Consider the following 14596-nt stretch of genomic DNA (forward strand, 5'->3'; position numbering starts at 1 on the left):
GTGGTTGGGGTGGCAAACCGGGAGTGCCTGCGGCTATGCGGTCGATCACAGTGCCCCGTCGGGCTCGTCACCTTGTCGTCATCACCTTGAGCGCCGATCCGCCTTCCGCGGCTGGCTTTCGCGCTCGGCTGCATCGGCCGATTGCGGCTTCGGCTGCGCGGTGCCTTGTGCCGAGGTCGGAAAGCCATGCTCCTGCGCCCACCGGTACAGCTCGTCGAACACCGGCTTGAGCGCCTTGGCGGACGGCGTCATCTCGTACTCAACCCGAGGCGGCACCTCGGGATAGACCGTGCGCTTGACGAGACCGTTGGCCTCGAGATCGCGCAGCTGCGTGGTCAGCATGTGCTGGGTTACGCCGGGGATCGACTGGCGCAGCTCGCCGAATCGCCGCTTGCGCTCGACCAATTGCCAGAGGATGTCGCCCTTCCATTTCCCGGCCAGCACCGACAGCGCGCGATGAAATTGCGCGGACAGGTCGCCGTTGCACGGCTCGGACGCCATCGGAGGCTCGGCGGGCTCAATAGTCAGTTTTTTCATACTACCTCACAAAAAGCATCCTACTTGTTCTTTTCATCTTACTCCCGAATTTAGACCACCGAAAGCCGCGGGCCAGCCGCCGATCGGTCGGGTGGCCGCGGTCCGGCCTTACGAACAACTCGGGAGTCATCAATGTCAGTTGCAGTTGCCGCGGCGCCGTCGCGCTGGAAATCCGTCAGCCTCTGGGTCGTCAGGGGACTGCTCGCTTTGGCCTTTGCCGCCGCTGGCGCCGCCAAGCTCTACGGTGTGCCTATGCTGGTCGAGGAATTCGAGCATATTGGGCTCGGTCAGTGGTTCCGCTATTTCACCGGATCGCTGGAGCTGCTCGGCGCGGTCCTGATCCTGCTGCCCCCGGTCGCGGCGTTCGGCGGCGTGCTGCTGAGCTGCATCATGGTCGGCGCCACCATCACGCATCTGTTCGTGATCGGCGGCTCGCCGGTGCCCGCCCTCGTGCTGCTGACATTGAGTGTGATCGTCGCCTACGCCAAGCGTAGCCAGTTCGCCCTGCTCGCGAGCGCGCCGTGAGGCGAGCGCGATGCGCATCTCTCGCCGCACGCTGACGGTCGTGACCGGGCTGGTGCTGGCCTTCGCGGTGCCGTTCGCCGCGACAATGCTGCTCACCGGTTCGGTCGCGGCGGTCTCGAAGCCCGAGCCGAAGAAGCCCGAGCCGCGCGTGCACCACGTTGTGCTGCCGATCAACAGCGACGACCCGACCACGATGCGGGCGCTGATCTCGACCGCGCTCAACCTCCCGAAATATTATCGGGAGCGCAACGAGCCGTTCGAGATCGAGGTCGTCGCCTACAATGCTGGCGTCCACATGCTGCGCGCCGATACCTCGCCGGTGAAGGATCTGCTGCGGGTGGTGCGGGGGCTCACGCCCGACATCCGCTTGGTTGTCTGCGAAGCCACCAAGCTCGGCATGGAGCGCGCCGAGGGACATCCGCTGGTGCTGCTCGATCATGTCGACCTGGTGCCGAACGGGCCCGGGCGCATCATCGAATTGCAGGAAGCCGGCTGGTCCTACATCCGGTCCTGAGCGATGTGGCCATCAAGCCAAGCGGAGAACTTGTCATGACGTCAGCTCTCGCACCGACGCGCCGCGCGGTCGTTGCCGGCATGATTGGCGCCGGCGCCTCGCTCGCAATGCCCACCGGAGCTGCGCGCGCAGCGTCGGGACCGCCGCAATTCGGCACCATCCGGCATCAGTTCACGCAGGTCGAAGGCGCCCGCCCGGTGCCGCCGGTCGCCATCCCGGCGCTCGCCGGCGGCGCGCTCGATCTCACGGCGTTCAAAGGCAAGATGGTGCTGGTGAACTTCTGGGCCACCTGGTGCGCGGCGTGCCGGACCGAGCTGCCGATGCTGGACCGCCTTGCCGCCAGCGGCCGTCGCGATCTCGTGGTCGTCGCTATCAGCACCGATCGCAACCGCGCGCCGGTCGCGCCCTACGTCAAGCAGCTCAAGCTGCGCCACCTCGCGATCGGCTTCGATCCCGGTGGTCTCGTCTCGCGCGTCGACGCCGCCGAGGTCGATACGCCGTTCGCGCTCTACGGCATGCCGATCTCATTTTTGATCGGCATCACCGGGCAGGTCGAAGGCTACATGACGGGTGAGGCGGACTGGCTGTCCACGGAGGCGATCGCGTTGTTCGACTATTACGCCGGCGTCCGTTGAGATGGCGTAGCCCGGATGAAGCGCAGCGCAATCCGGGACTGGTCAATCCGCGATGATGGCGGCCCCGGATTGCGCTGCGCTCCATCCGGGCTACACTTTCCTGTGCCGCTCGGCGCCGCTAGGGCAATTTGTCATACCCCTCCGCCAGGCCATTCAGGCTGAGCGGAAAGCCAATCCCTTCCTCGGGCGTCTCGAAGATGATGAAGGTCGCGGTCTTGGCGTTCTTGAGCTGGCCGAGCAGCTTGTCGTCCATCACGACCTCGGCGACGCAGCCATTGGGCAGGCATCTGACGAAACCGGCGCGGCCGACGTCCTGATTGTCGAGCTTGAGGCCGAGGCCGGAGGGCAGCAGCACGCCGAGCGGCGCGACCACGCGCATCAGGCGGCTCTTCTGGTCGGCGGTCTTCAGCACGATCACGGTCAGGCCGGCATTGGAGCGGTCTTCCGCTACCACGCTCTGGATCAGCGCGCATTGCTCGGCCTGGGCGCCGGGCGGAGTGTCGCAGCGGATCTGCCAGTCGCCGTGGACCGAGCGCACCGCGCCTTGCGCGTTCGCCGGCTGGGTCAGGCCAAGAGAAAGGCCGAGGCAGAGGGCCAGAATCGCGAGGCCGCCGAGCCGGCTGGCCATCGTCAAACGAATGTTCGAAGCGCCCATCCGGGTCGATCCTTATAGATGTTCGGTCGGTCCGGCCGTCCGGCCGCCGGTAGCACGCGCGCCACGATGCGCTTCCCGGAAGCGAATCATGATCTCATCTTCTTGTTTGAGCATGATCTTTCGGAAAACCGGTTTCCACTTTTCCGGATCATGCTCAGGCGTCGACTGATACCGCAATGACGGCGCCTTGAAGGCGATCGTGAAGCCATTCTCGCGCCGGATTGGGGCAGCCCGCAGCGAATCAGGTTCCTGTGCGCTGCCCTGTCTGTGGGTACATCCGGTAATCCCCCTGTCAAGCGGCATGGACAATTGGTCCAAGTGCTTTCGCTTGATTTTGCGGGAAAAATCGCAAGCGGCAGCTTCATCGCAGGCGCATGGCTTTCGGCCCCACTACTGCATTGCGAGCGCCGGAGAATTATGGTTTGAGAGGCTGGATTTCGACGCGTTCTAGCGATCTGGCTCCCGTACCCACCTTGACTCAGAGACGGGTATGTCCGGAAGGCCGTTTGTCAGGGCGGATCGTGCTGCATTTTCGGCCACATGCCGGGGGTGCTTTGGGGAATAATGCAAGGGAGCGCGAGCGGCATGAAGATGTCGATTGGCCGGTTGGGCAGGCAATTGCTGGGGTTGGCGGTGGCGGGTGTGGCGTCTGTCGCCGCGGGATCGGCCTTCGCCGAAATGGGGCAGCCGGCGCCGTGGGAGCACACGCTGCAGGAAGGCGTGACCCCGGTGATGGAAAACATCATCTGGTTTCACAATTTCCTGCTGGTACTGATCACCCTGATCACGCTGTTCGTGCTCGCGTTGCTCATCATCGTGGTGGTGAAGTTCAACGCCAGGGCCAACCCGGTCCCCTCCAGGACCACCCACAACACGCTGATCGAGGTGGCCTGGACGCTGATCCCGGTGCTGATCCTGGTCGGCATCGCGGTGCCGTCGTTCCGCCTGCTGTTCCTGGAGCTCGACGTGCCGAAGCCGGATCTCACGGTGAAGGTCACCGGCAAGCAGTGGTACTGGTCCTACGCCTATCCGGATAACGGCAAGTTCGAGTTCGACTCGCTGCTCGACAAGGACAAGCAGCCGCGCCTGCTCGGCGTCGACAACGAGATGGTGGTCCCGGTCAACAAGGTGGTGCGGATCCAGACCACCGGCGCCGACGTGATCCACTCCTTCGCGGTGCCGGCCTTCGGCGTGAAGATCGACTCGATCCCCGGCCGCCTCAACGAGAGCTGGTTCAAGGCCACCAAGACCGGCGTGTTCTACGGCCAGTGCTCGGAACTGTGCGGCAAGGACCATGCCTTCATGCCGATCGCGGTCAGGGTCGTGAGCGACCAGGAATTCGCGACCTGGGTCGAAGGCGCGAAGAAGAAGTTTGCGACCAACCCGGCGAATTCCTACGCCTCGGCTGGTCAGGCGGCGCAGTAAGCCTCACGGCTTACGGCGCGGATGGAATAAGGGCGACGGGACCGCAAGGTCCAAGAGGGACTGCAAGGCAGGATTTTGAACATGGCGACAGGCGCAGCGACACACGACGATCACGCCCATGACGATCACGCCCACCATCCGACCGGATGGCGGCGTTATCTCTACTCCACGAACCACAAGGACATCGGTACGATGTACCTGATCTTTGCGGTGATCGCGGGCATCATCGGCGCGGCGATGTCGATCGCGATCCGTGCCGAGTTGATGTATCCGGGCGTCCAGATATTCCACGAGACGCACACCTATAACGTGTTCGTGACCTCGCACGGCCTGATCATGATCTTCTTCATGGTCATGCCGGCGATGATCGGCGGCTTCGGCAACTGGATGGTGCCGCTGATGATCGGCGCGCCGGACATGGCGTTCCCGCGCATGAACAACATCTCGTTCTGGCTGCTGCCGGCCTCGTTCGCGCTGCTGGTGATGTCCACCTTCGTCGAGGGTGAGCCGGGCGCCAACGGCGTCGGCGCGGGCTGGACCATGTATGCGCCACTGTCGACCTCGGGCCATCCGGGACCGGCGGTCGATTTCGCGATTCTCTCGCTCCATCTCGCGGGTGCCTCGTCGATCCTCGGCGCCATCAACTTCATCACCACGATCTTCAACATGCGCGCGCCGGGCATGACCCTGCACAAGATGCCGCTGTTCGTGTGGTCGATCCTGGTCACCGTGTTCCTGCTGCTGCTGTCGCTGCCGGTGCTCGCCGGTGCGATCACCATGCTGCTGACCGACCGCAATTTCGGCACCACCTTCTTTGCGGCTGACGGCGGCGGCGACCCGGTGCTGTTCCAGCATCTGTTCTGGTTCTTCGGTCACCCCGAAGTGTACATCCTGATCCTGCCCGCCTTCGGCATGATCAGCCAGATCGTCTCCACCTTCTCGCGCAAGCCCGTGTTCGGCTATCTCGGCATGGCCTACGCCATGGTGGCGATCGGCGGCATCGGCTTCGTGGTGTGGGCGCACCACATGTACACCGTCGGCATGTCCTCGGCGACGCAGGCCTATTTCGTCGCCGCCACGATGGTGATCGCGGTGCCGACCGGCGTGAAGATCTTCTCGTGGATCGCCACGATGTGGGGCGGCTCGATCGAGTTCAAGGCGCCGATGATCTGGGCGATCGGCTTCATCTTCCTGTTCACCGTCGGCGGCGTCACCGGCGTCGTGCTGGCCAATGCCGGCGTCGACCGCGTGCTGCAGGACACCTACTACGTGGTGGCGCACTTCCACTACGTGCTGTCGCTCGGCGCCGTGTTCGGCATCTTCGCCGGCTGGTACTACTGGTTCCCGAAGATGTTCGGCTACATGTACTCGGAGCGGATCGCCAAGGCGCACTTCTGGTTTACCTTCGTCGGCGTCAACCTGGTGTTCTTCCCGCAGCACTTCCTCGGCCTGTCGGGCATGCCGCGCCGTTATGTCGACTATCCGGATGCGTTCGCCGGCTGGAACCTGATCTCCTCCTGGGGTTCGTACATCTCCGGCATCGGCGTCCTGATCTTCATCTACGGCGTGATCGATGCCTTCGTCCGCAAGGAGCAGGCCGCGAACAATCCGTGGGGCGCCGGTGCGACCACGCTGGAGTGGACGCTGACCTCGCCGCCGCCATTCCACCAGTTCGAAGTGCTGCCCCGCGTGCAGTAAGTCCACGACAACGCGGCGCACTTTAAGGGTGCGCCGCGCCTTTTGAGAGAAGCGAGACCTGATCTTGTCGGTTGTCGATCACAACGCCATCGAGCTGCCCCGGATCTCCGAGGCCGAAGTGGGCGACTACATCGCGCTGTTGAAGCCGCGCGTGATGTCGCTGGTGATCTTCACCGCGCTGGTCGGGCTGATGATCGCGCCGGTGCACGTGCATCCGGTGCTGGCATTCACCTCGATCCTGTGCATCGCGGTTGGCGCCGGCGCCTCCGGCGCGCTCAACATGGCCTATGAGGGCGACGTCGACGCGCTGATGACGCGCACCGCCAACCGGCCGATTCCGCGCGGCCGCATCACGCAGACCGAGGCGGCCGCGTTCGGCATCACGCTCGCCTTCTTCTCGGTAATGACACTCGGCATTCTGGTCAACTGGGTGGCGGGTGCGCTGCTTGCCTTCACCATCTTCTTCTATGCCGTGGTCTACACGATGTGGCTGAAGCGCTGGACCGCGCAGAACATCGTGATCGGCGGCGCCGCCGGTGCCTTGCCGCCGGTGGTGGCTTGGGCCGCCGCGACCGGATCGCTCTCGGTCGAGCCGATCCTCCTGTTCCTGATCATCTTCTTCTGGACTCCGCCGCACTTCTGGGCGCTGGCGCTGTTCCGCAGCGACGACTATGCCCGCGCCGGCATCCCGATGCTGCCGGTCGTCGCCGGTCCCGACGCGACCCGGCTGCAGATTCTGCTCTACACCATCGTGCTGGTCGCGATCGCGCTGGCGCCGTGGCCGCTCGGCTATTTCGACGCGATCTACGGCGTCACCTCGCTGGTGCTCGGCGCCGGCATGCTGTGGCTGGCCATCGAAGTCTATCGCCGCCGCGAGGGTACGGCTGCCAACCGCGCCACGCGCCGGCTGTTTGCCTTCTCGATCCTCTATCTGTTCGCGCTGTTTGCCGTCCTCCTCGCCGAGGTCGTGGTCCGCGCGATTGCGCCTGTCTTCATCGGATAGGGAGCCGGGGGGCGAGATGGGGGCGCATGGGATATCAATGGACGAGAAACGCGAACCAGAAGGCATCGTCCTCACCGAGGCGCAGCTCAAGAGCCGCCGCCAGCGCTCGATCGCCATCGCGCTCGCGCTCGGCATCCTGGTCGTGCTGTTCTTCGCCGTCACCCTCGTCAAGGGGCCGGCCGTGCTGGTGCGGCCGCTGTGAGTGAGATGGCCAACCAGGGACCGCAGCAGGGTGAGGGCGCCAAGGTCACGCGCCGCACGCTGACGCGCGACGCCGTGGTTGCCTCGATCTGCGGCTTCGTCGTGGTGCTGATGGTCGGCGCGTCCTACGCAGCCGTGCCGTTCTACAACTGGTTCTGCCGCACCACCGGCTTCAACGGCACCACCCAGGTCGCGACCTCGGTGCCTTCGGATGCGCCGCTCGAGCGCACTATTTCGGTCAGCTTCGATTCCAACGTCGCGCCGGGCCTGCCCTGGAAGTTCGAGCCGGAGCAGAACACGATCGACGTCAAGATCGGCCAGGTGGTCACGGTCTACTACACTGTCACCAACCAGTCGGCGCGCACCACCACCGGCCAGGCGTCCTACAATGTCGCGCCGTTGACGGTCGGCGCCTATTTCCAGAAGATCAACTGCTTCTGCTTCACCGAACAGACCATGGCGCCGGGCGAAAAGCGCGAGATGGCCGTGGTGTTCTATGTCGATCCGGCGCTGGCCAAGGACAGCGAGAACGACACGCTGAAGACGATCACCCTGTCCTACACCTTCTTCCCCGTGCGCGACGCCGCGCCGAAGCCCGTGGCGGCGGGCGAGGCGGAACAGCGCAAGGGCGGCTAGTTTTGGAATTTAAGATTTAAGACGTGCCTTGCGGCACGCGAATGGAGAGACGGCAATGGCTGAGGCGCAAGTCAAGCATCACGACTATCATCTCGTCGACCCGAGCCCATGGCCGGTGGTCGGCTCGATCTCGGCCTTCATCATGGCGTTCGGCGCGATCGGCTGGATGCACCACATGTTCTCCGCCGCCCCGATCGTGTTCGGCGTCGGCACCATCGGCGTGCTCTACACGATGGCGAGCTGGTGGGGCGACGTGATCAAGGAAGCCCAGTACAAGGGCGACCACACCCGCGTGGTGCAGATCAGCCACCGCTACGGCATGATCCTGTTCATCGCCTCCGAGGTGATGTTCTTCGTCGCCTGGTTCTGGGCCTTCTTCAATGCGGCGCTGTTCCCGGCTGACGCGGTGCATGCCACCCGCGATGCGGTGTTCGGCTGCGGCGCCGGCACGGCGATGGGCGCCTGCTCCGTTCCCGGTACCTGGCCGCCGCACGGCATCGAGACCTTCGATCCCTGGCATCTGCCGCTGCTCAACACGCTGCTGCTCCTGACCTCCGGCACCACCGTCACCTGGGCGCACCATGCGCTGCTCGAGAACGACCGCCAGGGCCTCAAGCAGGGCCTGATCCTTACCGTTATCCTCGGCGCTCTCTTCACCTGCGTGCAGGCCTATGAGTACGCCCATGCGACGTTCTCGTTCGGCGGCAACGTCTATGGCGCGACCTTCTTCATGGCGACCGGGTTCCACGGCTTCCACGTGCTGGTCGGCACCATCTTCCTGCTGGTCTGCCTGATCCGCGCCTACGCCGGCCACTTCACGCCGAAGCAGCATCTCGGCTTCGAGTTTGCCGCCTGGTACTGGCACTTCGTCGACGTGGTCTGGCTGTTCCTGTTCATCTGCATCTACGTCTGGGGCCATGGCGCCGAGACGATGGCCCACGGCGCACACTAATTGCCGGCCGACGTGCTAAAAAGGGGCGGCCGAATGGCCGCCCCTTTTTGTTTCCCTTCTGCCCTTGTGGGAGAAGGTGGCGCGGATGTAATCCGCGCCGGATGAGGGGTCTCCATCCGCGGAGACAGACCCCTCACCCGGCTACATCTCGCTCCGCTCGATTTCGCCACCCTCTCCCACAAGGGGAGAGGGGAAGGAGCCAAATGACCGATACCCCGCCGACCGTCACTGAGAGCGCATTGCGCGGCATCGCCTGCCGCTGCCCGCGCTGCGGCAAGGGCAAGCTCTATTCCGGCTTCCTGACGCTGGCGCCGCGCTGCCAGGCCTGCGGCCTCGACTTCGCCTTCATCGATTCCGGCGACGGGCCGGCGATTTTCGTCATCATGCTGGCCGGCGCGATCGTGGTCGCGGCGGCGCTGATCGTCGAGGTGAAGTACCAGCCGCCGTTCTGGGTGCATGCCGCGCTGTGGCTGCCGTTGATCCTGGTCACCACGATCCTGCCGCTACGATCGATGAAGGCACTTCTGATCGCGCTGCAATTCCACCACAAGGCCGCCGAAGGCCAATTGATCGAGCGCGACCCGAAATGAATGATGTGACGACGCGCCGGCCGAGCGCGGCCGGCTTCGGCATTTTCACGTTGATCCTGATCGTGGTATTTATCGCCCTCGGTTTCTGGCAATTGCAGCGCCGGGTCGAGAAGCACGCGCTGATCGCAGCGCTCGAGGCGCGGCTGGCCGCGCCGACCGAGGCGCTGCCGCCGCCGTCGGCATGGCCGACGCTGACCTCCGCCAAGGATGAATTCCGCCGCGTGACCCTGACCGCGACCTATGCGAAGCAGCCTGACGCGATGGTGTTCAGCTCCGGCTCCGCCGTGCGCGACGACATTTCGGGTCCCGGCACCTGGGCGTTGCTGCCGGCGACGCTCGCCAGCGGCGAGACAGTCGTGATCAACACCGGCTTTGTCCAGAACACGATGCAGGATCGCGCCTTCGAGGATCGCGTGGTCGGCCGCCTCGTCACCGGCGCGCCGGTTGAGCTCACGGGCTATATCCGCTTTCCCGAGCCACCGGGCCGGCTGACGCCGAAGGAAGATATCTCGAAGCGGCTGTGGTTCGTGCGCGACCATCGCGCGATGGCGCAAGCGCTCGGCTGGGGACAGGTCGCGCCGTTCTATATCGACCTCGAGGCGCCGGTGCCCGACAGCGGCACGCCGAAGCCCGGACCGCTCAAGGTGCGGCTCAAGGACGACCACATGCAGTACGCCATCACCTGGTTCTCGCTGGCCGCTGCGGTCACGATCGCCTTCGGCCTGTGGTGGCGCGGCCACCGGCAGCGTGCCTCTGGTCGAACCTAGCCCCATCATGGTTTGATTGACTCGCGAAGGGGACTTCGCGGCAAGCAATCAGGGTGTGCCATGGAGAAATACGGCGCCGGGCCAATCGTTGTCCTGGACTATGACCCCAACTGGCCAGCCATGTTCGAGACGGAGCGCGCGAGGATCGCGCACGCGCTCGGCTCGCTGGCCCTGGCCATCGAGCATGTCGGCAGCACCGCGGTTCCGGGCTTGCCGTCGAAGCCGATCATCGACCTGATGGTCGGTGTCCCCAGCCTCGCGGAGGCACGGGAGCGCTGCATCGAGCCGATCGAGGCGCTCGGTTGCACCTACATACCGGAATACGCGGCGTGGCTGCCTGGCGAGTTGTTCTTCCGCAAGGGTCCTCCGGGGCCGTGGACCCATCATCTGCATGTGATGGAGCCATCCAATCCGCGCTGGGAAACGCTGCTGGTGTTTCGCGACTATCTTCGCGCGCACCCCGAGGTGTCCCGTGCCTACGCCGAGATCAAGCAGGCCCTTGCTGCCTCCTCAAGAGAGAACATCGCGGCCTATCGCAACGGCAAAACGCGTTTCGTCGAGGAGACGACCGCGAAGGCCCGCGCGTGGCGCGCGAACCTGTCCGGTCGATAGCGCGGCCGCGCCACGCTTGCATTCTGCCGTAACGCATCCATGCCCGCGCCGGGATCAATGACCCATGGGGGCGGGGCCGCCGAGCTTGACCTTGCGCAAGGTCAGCGCCAGCGGGATCGCCGACAGCGAGATAAGCATCAGGACCCAGAACGCATCCATGTAGGACAGGAACGAGGCCTGGGTCTGCACCTGCTGTCCGATCCACTGGATCGCCTGACTGTGCGCCTGCGCCAGCGAACTGCCCTGGGCGACGAAGAAGTCGGTGACCTGGTGCAGCGTGTCCTGGTATTGCGGGCTCGACGGCGTCACCTGCTCGACCAGCCGGCTCTGGTGGAATTGCTGGCGATGCGTCAGCACGTTGGGACACGATCGAGACGCCGATCGAGCCGCCGGTGTTGCGCGCCGCGTTGATCAGCGCGGAGGCCTGGTCGGTCTTCCCAGCGGGAATGCCGTCATAGGACGCCGCCATGATCGGCACGAAGATCAGCGGCAGGCCGACGCCGATCAGCATGCGCGAGCGCGCCATGAACCAGAAGCCGAGATCGCCGTAGACGTTGGTCATGCTGTACATCGAGGTGGCGATCACCAGCGCGCCGGCAACGATCAGGTATTTCGGCTGCACCCTGGCGGCGAGCCGGCCGACCGCGAACATCATCATCATGGTGACGACGCCGCCGGGCGAGAGCACGAGGCCGGCCCAGGTCGCGGTGTAGCCGAAATCCTGCTGCACCAGTTGCGGCAAGAATTGCGTGGTGGCGAGCAGGATGGCGCCGGTTGCCAGCATCACCAGGAAGCAGGCGCCGAACTGCCGGGTTGCGACCATGCGCAGGTCGATCATCGGATTGCGCCGGGTCATCTCCCACGGGATCATCAGCACGAACGCCGCGGCGCAGATCGCTGCAAAGGCGATGATGAAGGGCGAGGCGAACCAGTCGTCCTCGAGGCCGCGGTCGAGCACCACCTCGAGCGCGCCGAGGAAGGTCGCGACCAGCCCGAAGCCGATGAAGTCGAACCTGTTGTCCTGGGGCTGCGCTCCCTTGGCTTTCGCGGTCGCGGGCTCCTGCAGCACGGTCGCGATCAGCGCGATCGCGAACACGCCGACCGGCGCGTTGATCAGGAAGCACCAGTGCCAGGAGAGGTTGTCGGACAGCCAGCCGCCGAGCGTCGGCCCGACCACCGGCGCCACCACGACGGCAATGCCGAACACCGCGAACGCCTGCCCGCGCTTGGCCGGCGGGAAGGCGTCGGCGAGAATCGATTGCGCAACCGGCACCATGCCGCCGCCGCCGAGACCCTGCAGGATACGGAACAGCAGCAGCGCGTTCAGATTGGGTGCAAAACCGCACAGGATCGAGCTGACCGTGAAGATGCCGAGGCAGATCAGGAAGAAGGTCTTGCGCCCGAGCGTGCGGGCGAGAAAGCCGGAGGCGGTCAGGATGATGGCGTTGGACACCAGATAGGTGGTGACCACCCAGGAGGCCTCGTCCTCGCTCACGCCCATGCCGCCGGCGATATAGGGCAGCGCGACGTTGGCGATGGTGGTGTCGAGCACCTCCATGAAGCTCGCGAGCGCGACCACGATGGCGATCAGCCAGGGATTGACGGTGACGCTCGGAGCCGGAATGCCTTTGGCATCGATGGCGGCGACACTCATCACAGCCTCCCGAGGCTCGACTTCTCAAGGCGCTCGAACAGGGACGGCGCGGGATTGATCCGCACCGTCGGCACCACGGACATGCCCGGGCCGAGCGCGACGTCGGCCGGCGGGTTGTCCATCACGATCTTCACCGGCACGCGCTGCACGATCTTGACGTAGTTGCCGGTGGCGTTCTGCGCCGGCAGCAGCGAGAATGCGGTGCCGGAGCCCGGCTGCACGCTCTCGACATGGCCCTGGATGGTGCGTCCGGGATAGGCGTCGATCTTCATCGTCACCTTCTCGCCCGGCCGCATCTTGTCGAGCTGGATCTCCTTGAAGTTCGCGGTGACCCAGGTCTGGTCGGGCACGAACATCGTGAGGTTGGTGCCGGCCTGCGCGAACTGGCCGACCGCGGCCGACAGGCTGACGACGCGGCCCGGCTGGGCGGCGGTGACCGTCGTATAGGACAGATTGAGCTTGGCCTGGTCGCGTTGCGCCTCGGCCTGGGCGAGGTTGGCGACCGCGCTCTTGCGCTGCGCCTTCAGCGACTCGACCTGGCGCTGCGCGAGGTTGAGCGTCGCCTGCGCGCTCAACAGCGCAGCCTGCTGCTGATGCAGCTGCGAGGTGAACTGCTCGGAATTCTGCACGGTGCCGTAGCCGGATTGCTCCAGATGCTGGTAGCGCGTCGCCTGCTGCTGGGCGAACACCAGCGCCGCCTGCGCCTGGTCGACCTGCGCCTGGTTGGCAGCAATCTGCGCCTGCTGCACGTCGAGCTGCGCATCGACATTCTCGATGCTGGCGCGCGCGGCAGCGACCTGCGCCTCGGCCTGCGCCAGCGCGACGCGATAGTCGCGGTCGTCGAGCCGGGCGATCACGTCGCCGGCCGCGACATGCTGGTTGTCGGTGACCGGGACGGCGGTGATGTAGCCGGAGACCTTCGGCGCCAGCGCCGACTGCCGCGCGGCGATGAAGGCGTCGTCGGTGGATTCGAAATGCGCGCTGTAGTCCATGTAGAGATAGCCGCCGCCGATCGCTGCGGCGAGCAGCACGGCGCCGATCGCGGAGACGACCGGACGGCGGCGGAGAAAGCTGCGCCGTGTTGTCTTGCCGATGACCTCGGGCGGGATTGTTGCCGGCGGGGCGGGTTGCTTGCCCGCGGGATGCTCCTGCGCCGGAGCCCGCGCGGTGACCGCGGGCAGGTCAGGCTCATGGGAGGCCGGAGCCGAGGACGCCCCCTCGATACCCTCATGCCCCGGTTGGTCGCGCTCCAAAACAGTGTCTTCAAACATGATGGCGGCTCCTGCTGTCAGGCGAGGTCTGCAAGGCCTTCGCCAAAAGGAACGAAACCGTTCCGTTCTATGCGGCAAATAGTCCCGCCGCAGTGCGTCGTCAATAGAAACGGAACTGTATCGTTCTATTTACAACCAGATGTGATAAGGCTATATTGCCTGATATTGCCGGCCTGACCGGCCCATCGAACCCGGGTCGATGCGATGACCACCAGCACCCTGAAGAAGCCGCGCGTACCGAAAACCATGCCGGTCGAGGTGCGCGCCGGCCGGCCGCCGAAGGAACTCGCCGGCGAGGTTGATGCGCGGATTCTCGATGCCGCGCGCCAGGTCTTCCTGCAGCGCGGGTTCGAGGGCGCGAGCATCGACGAGATCGCGGAAGTCGCGCGCTCCGGCAAGCGGACGATTTATGCGCGCTTCCGCGACAAGCGGGCGCTGTTCACGGAAGTGGTGACGCGGGACATCCTGGCACGCATCGCCGAGTTCAAGGCCGATCCGCCGGTCGGCGCGACCATCGAGGAGCGCCTCACCAGCGTTGCCTCGACCCTGCTGCATTGGGGCTTCGATGCCGACCGGATCGGCCTGATGCGGCTCGCCATCGCGGAAGCGCACCGCTTCCCGGATCTCGCCGCCAACGTCAACCGCAGGGCGCGCGCGCTCAGCACCGAGCTCGGCATTCACCTGCTGCGCGACCTGACGCAATCCGACCAGCTCGGCAAGCTGCCGGCCTTCGCGCCCGAACACCTGCCGACCACGGCGCGGATGTTCCTCGACATCATCGCGGTGCCGATGCTGCTCCGGGCGCTGTTTGAGGTCGACCTGAAGGCGCTCGATCCCGAGATCGACGCCCATGTCGCGCGCGGCGTCGCGTTTTTCGTTGCTGCATGCCGGACCGGCTGGGTGGAGAATCCCAAGCCATAG

Annotated in this window: 17 protein-coding genes and 1 pseudogene; 13 read left to right on the forward strand and 5 right to left on the reverse strand. The window is 65.3% G+C overall.

All coding sequences use genetic code 11. The features are described from left to right. Nucleotides 1-81: 81 nt before the first annotated feature. Nucleotides 82-537: a winged helix-turn-helix transcriptional regulator gene (locus tag ACVMIH_RS31265; RefSeq protein ID WP_082653702.1), complete on the reverse strand. Its 456-nt coding sequence runs from the start codon at nucleotides 535-537 to the stop codon at nucleotides 82-84. A gap of 132 nt (nucleotides 538-669) precedes the next feature. Between ACVMIH_RS31265 and ACVMIH_RS31270 the strand changes: the two genes are divergently transcribed. The 3 genes from ACVMIH_RS31270 to ACVMIH_RS31280 are packed head-to-tail and all read left to right on the forward strand — an operon-like array spanning nucleotide 670 to nucleotide 2211. After that, nucleotides 670-1062 carry a DoxX family protein gene (locus ACVMIH_RS31270; RefSeq protein ID WP_057016074.1) on the forward strand — a complete coding sequence of 131 codons (393 nt, stop codon included), beginning with the start codon at nucleotides 670-672 and terminating at the stop codon, nucleotides 1060-1062. Nucleotides 1063-1072: 10 nt separating this feature from the next. Then, nucleotides 1073-1576, forward strand: coding sequence for a DsrE family protein (locus tag ACVMIH_RS31275; RefSeq protein ID WP_229191376.1), 504 nt, complete (start codon nucleotides 1073-1075; stop codon nucleotides 1574-1576). Between the two features lie 35 nt (nucleotides 1577-1611). Then, nucleotides 1612-2211 (forward strand): TlpA family protein disulfide reductase, encoded by a 600-nt coding sequence (locus tag ACVMIH_RS31280; protein WP_253625070.1) that lies wholly within the window; start codon nucleotides 1612-1614, stop codon nucleotides 2209-2211. A 118-nt stretch (nucleotides 2212-2329) separates the two neighbouring features. Here the strand turns inward: ACVMIH_RS31280 and ACVMIH_RS31285 are convergent, their stop codons facing one another. Both ACVMIH_RS31285 and ACVMIH_RS31290 read right to left on the reverse strand, forming a co-directional pair. Then, nucleotides 2330-2866, reverse strand: a complete 537-nt coding sequence (locus tag ACVMIH_RS31285) for an invasion associated locus B family protein (RefSeq protein WP_253625069.1) — start codon at nucleotides 2864-2866, stop codon at nucleotides 2330-2332. 12 nt (nucleotides 2867-2878) lie between these two features. After that, the gene (locus ACVMIH_RS31290) at nucleotides 2879-3184 is read right to left on the reverse strand and encodes a hypothetical protein (RefSeq protein WP_057016078.1); all 306 of its coding nucleotides are present in this window, start codon (nucleotides 3182-3184) and stop codon (nucleotides 2879-2881) included. Nucleotides 3185-3451: 267 nt separating this feature from the next. Here ACVMIH_RS31290 and coxB point away from each other — a divergent pair, with 267 nt between their 5' ends. The 9 genes from coxB to ACVMIH_RS31335 all read left to right on the forward strand — a co-directional run bounded on the left by coxB (nucleotide 3452) and on the right by ACVMIH_RS31335 (nucleotide 10750). Continuing rightward, nucleotides 3452-4291: a cytochrome c oxidase subunit II gene (gene coxB / locus ACVMIH_RS31295; protein WP_026191935.1), complete on the forward strand. Its 840-nt coding sequence runs from the start codon at nucleotides 3452-3454 to the stop codon at nucleotides 4289-4291. 81 nt (nucleotides 4292-4372) lie between these two features. After that, nucleotides 4373-5989: a cytochrome c oxidase subunit I gene (ctaD, locus tag ACVMIH_RS31300; protein WP_057016079.1), complete on the forward strand. Its 1617-nt coding sequence runs from the start codon at nucleotides 4373-4375 to the stop codon at nucleotides 5987-5989. Nucleotides 5990-6053: 64 nt separating this feature from the next. Beyond that, nucleotides 6054-6992 carry a heme o synthase gene (locus ACVMIH_RS31305; RefSeq protein WP_028334631.1) on the forward strand — a complete coding sequence of 313 codons (939 nt, stop codon included), beginning with the start codon at nucleotides 6054-6056 and terminating at the stop codon, nucleotides 6990-6992. A gap of 37 nt (nucleotides 6993-7029) precedes the next feature. Further along, nucleotides 7030-7194, forward strand: coding sequence for a hypothetical protein (locus ACVMIH_RS31310; RefSeq protein WP_028334632.1), 165 nt, complete (start codon nucleotides 7030-7032; stop codon nucleotides 7192-7194). Between the two features lie 5 nt (nucleotides 7195-7199). Further along, nucleotides 7200-7829: a cytochrome c oxidase assembly protein gene (locus ACVMIH_RS31315; RefSeq protein WP_076832349.1), complete on the forward strand. Its 630-nt coding sequence runs from the start codon at nucleotides 7200-7202 to the stop codon at nucleotides 7827-7829. Nucleotides 7830-7884: 55 nt separating this feature from the next. Continuing rightward, on the forward strand, nucleotides 7885-8781 hold the full coding sequence (locus tag ACVMIH_RS31320) for a cytochrome c oxidase subunit 3 (protein WP_057016083.1): 897 nt from the start codon (nucleotides 7885-7887) through the stop codon (nucleotides 8779-8781). 203 nt (nucleotides 8782-8984) lie between these two features. After that, nucleotides 8985-9371: a DUF983 domain-containing protein gene (locus tag ACVMIH_RS31325; RefSeq protein WP_026191934.1), complete on the forward strand. Its 387-nt coding sequence runs from the start codon at nucleotides 8985-8987 to the stop codon at nucleotides 9369-9371. Continuing rightward, the gene (locus tag ACVMIH_RS31330) at nucleotides 9368-10138 is read left to right on the forward strand and encodes an SURF1 family protein (RefSeq protein WP_456853571.1); all 771 of its coding nucleotides are present in this window, start codon (nucleotides 9368-9370) and stop codon (nucleotides 10136-10138) included. Before ACVMIH_RS31325 ends, ACVMIH_RS31330 begins: the two co-directional genes overlap by 4 nt. A 60-nt stretch (nucleotides 10139-10198) precedes the next feature. Beyond that, nucleotides 10199-10750, forward strand: coding sequence for a GrpB family protein (locus tag ACVMIH_RS31335; protein WP_456853569.1), 552 nt, complete (start codon nucleotides 10199-10201; stop codon nucleotides 10748-10750). Nucleotides 10751-10804: 54 nt separating this feature from the next. Here ACVMIH_RS31335 and ACVMIH_RS31340 read toward each other — a convergent pair. Next, nucleotides 10805-12404 (reverse strand): annotated as a pseudogene (locus ACVMIH_RS31340) (DHA2 family efflux MFS transporter permease subunit). Then, on the reverse strand, nucleotides 12404-13675 hold the full coding sequence (locus ACVMIH_RS31345; protein WP_371852174.1) for an HlyD family secretion protein: 1272 nt from the start codon (nucleotides 13673-13675) through the stop codon (nucleotides 12404-12406). The pseudogene ACVMIH_RS31340 and the gene ACVMIH_RS31345 overlap by 1 nt, the downstream one beginning before the upstream one ends. Nucleotides 13676-13879: 204 nt before the next feature. Here ACVMIH_RS31345 and ACVMIH_RS31350 point away from each other — a divergent pair, with 204 nt between their 5' ends. Beyond that, on the forward strand, nucleotides 13880-14596 hold the full coding sequence (locus ACVMIH_RS31350; RefSeq protein ID WP_456853565.1) for a TetR/AcrR family transcriptional regulator: 717 nt from the start codon (nucleotides 13880-13882) through the stop codon (nucleotides 14594-14596).

Source organism: Bradyrhizobium sp. USDA 4503, assembly GCF_054055815.1.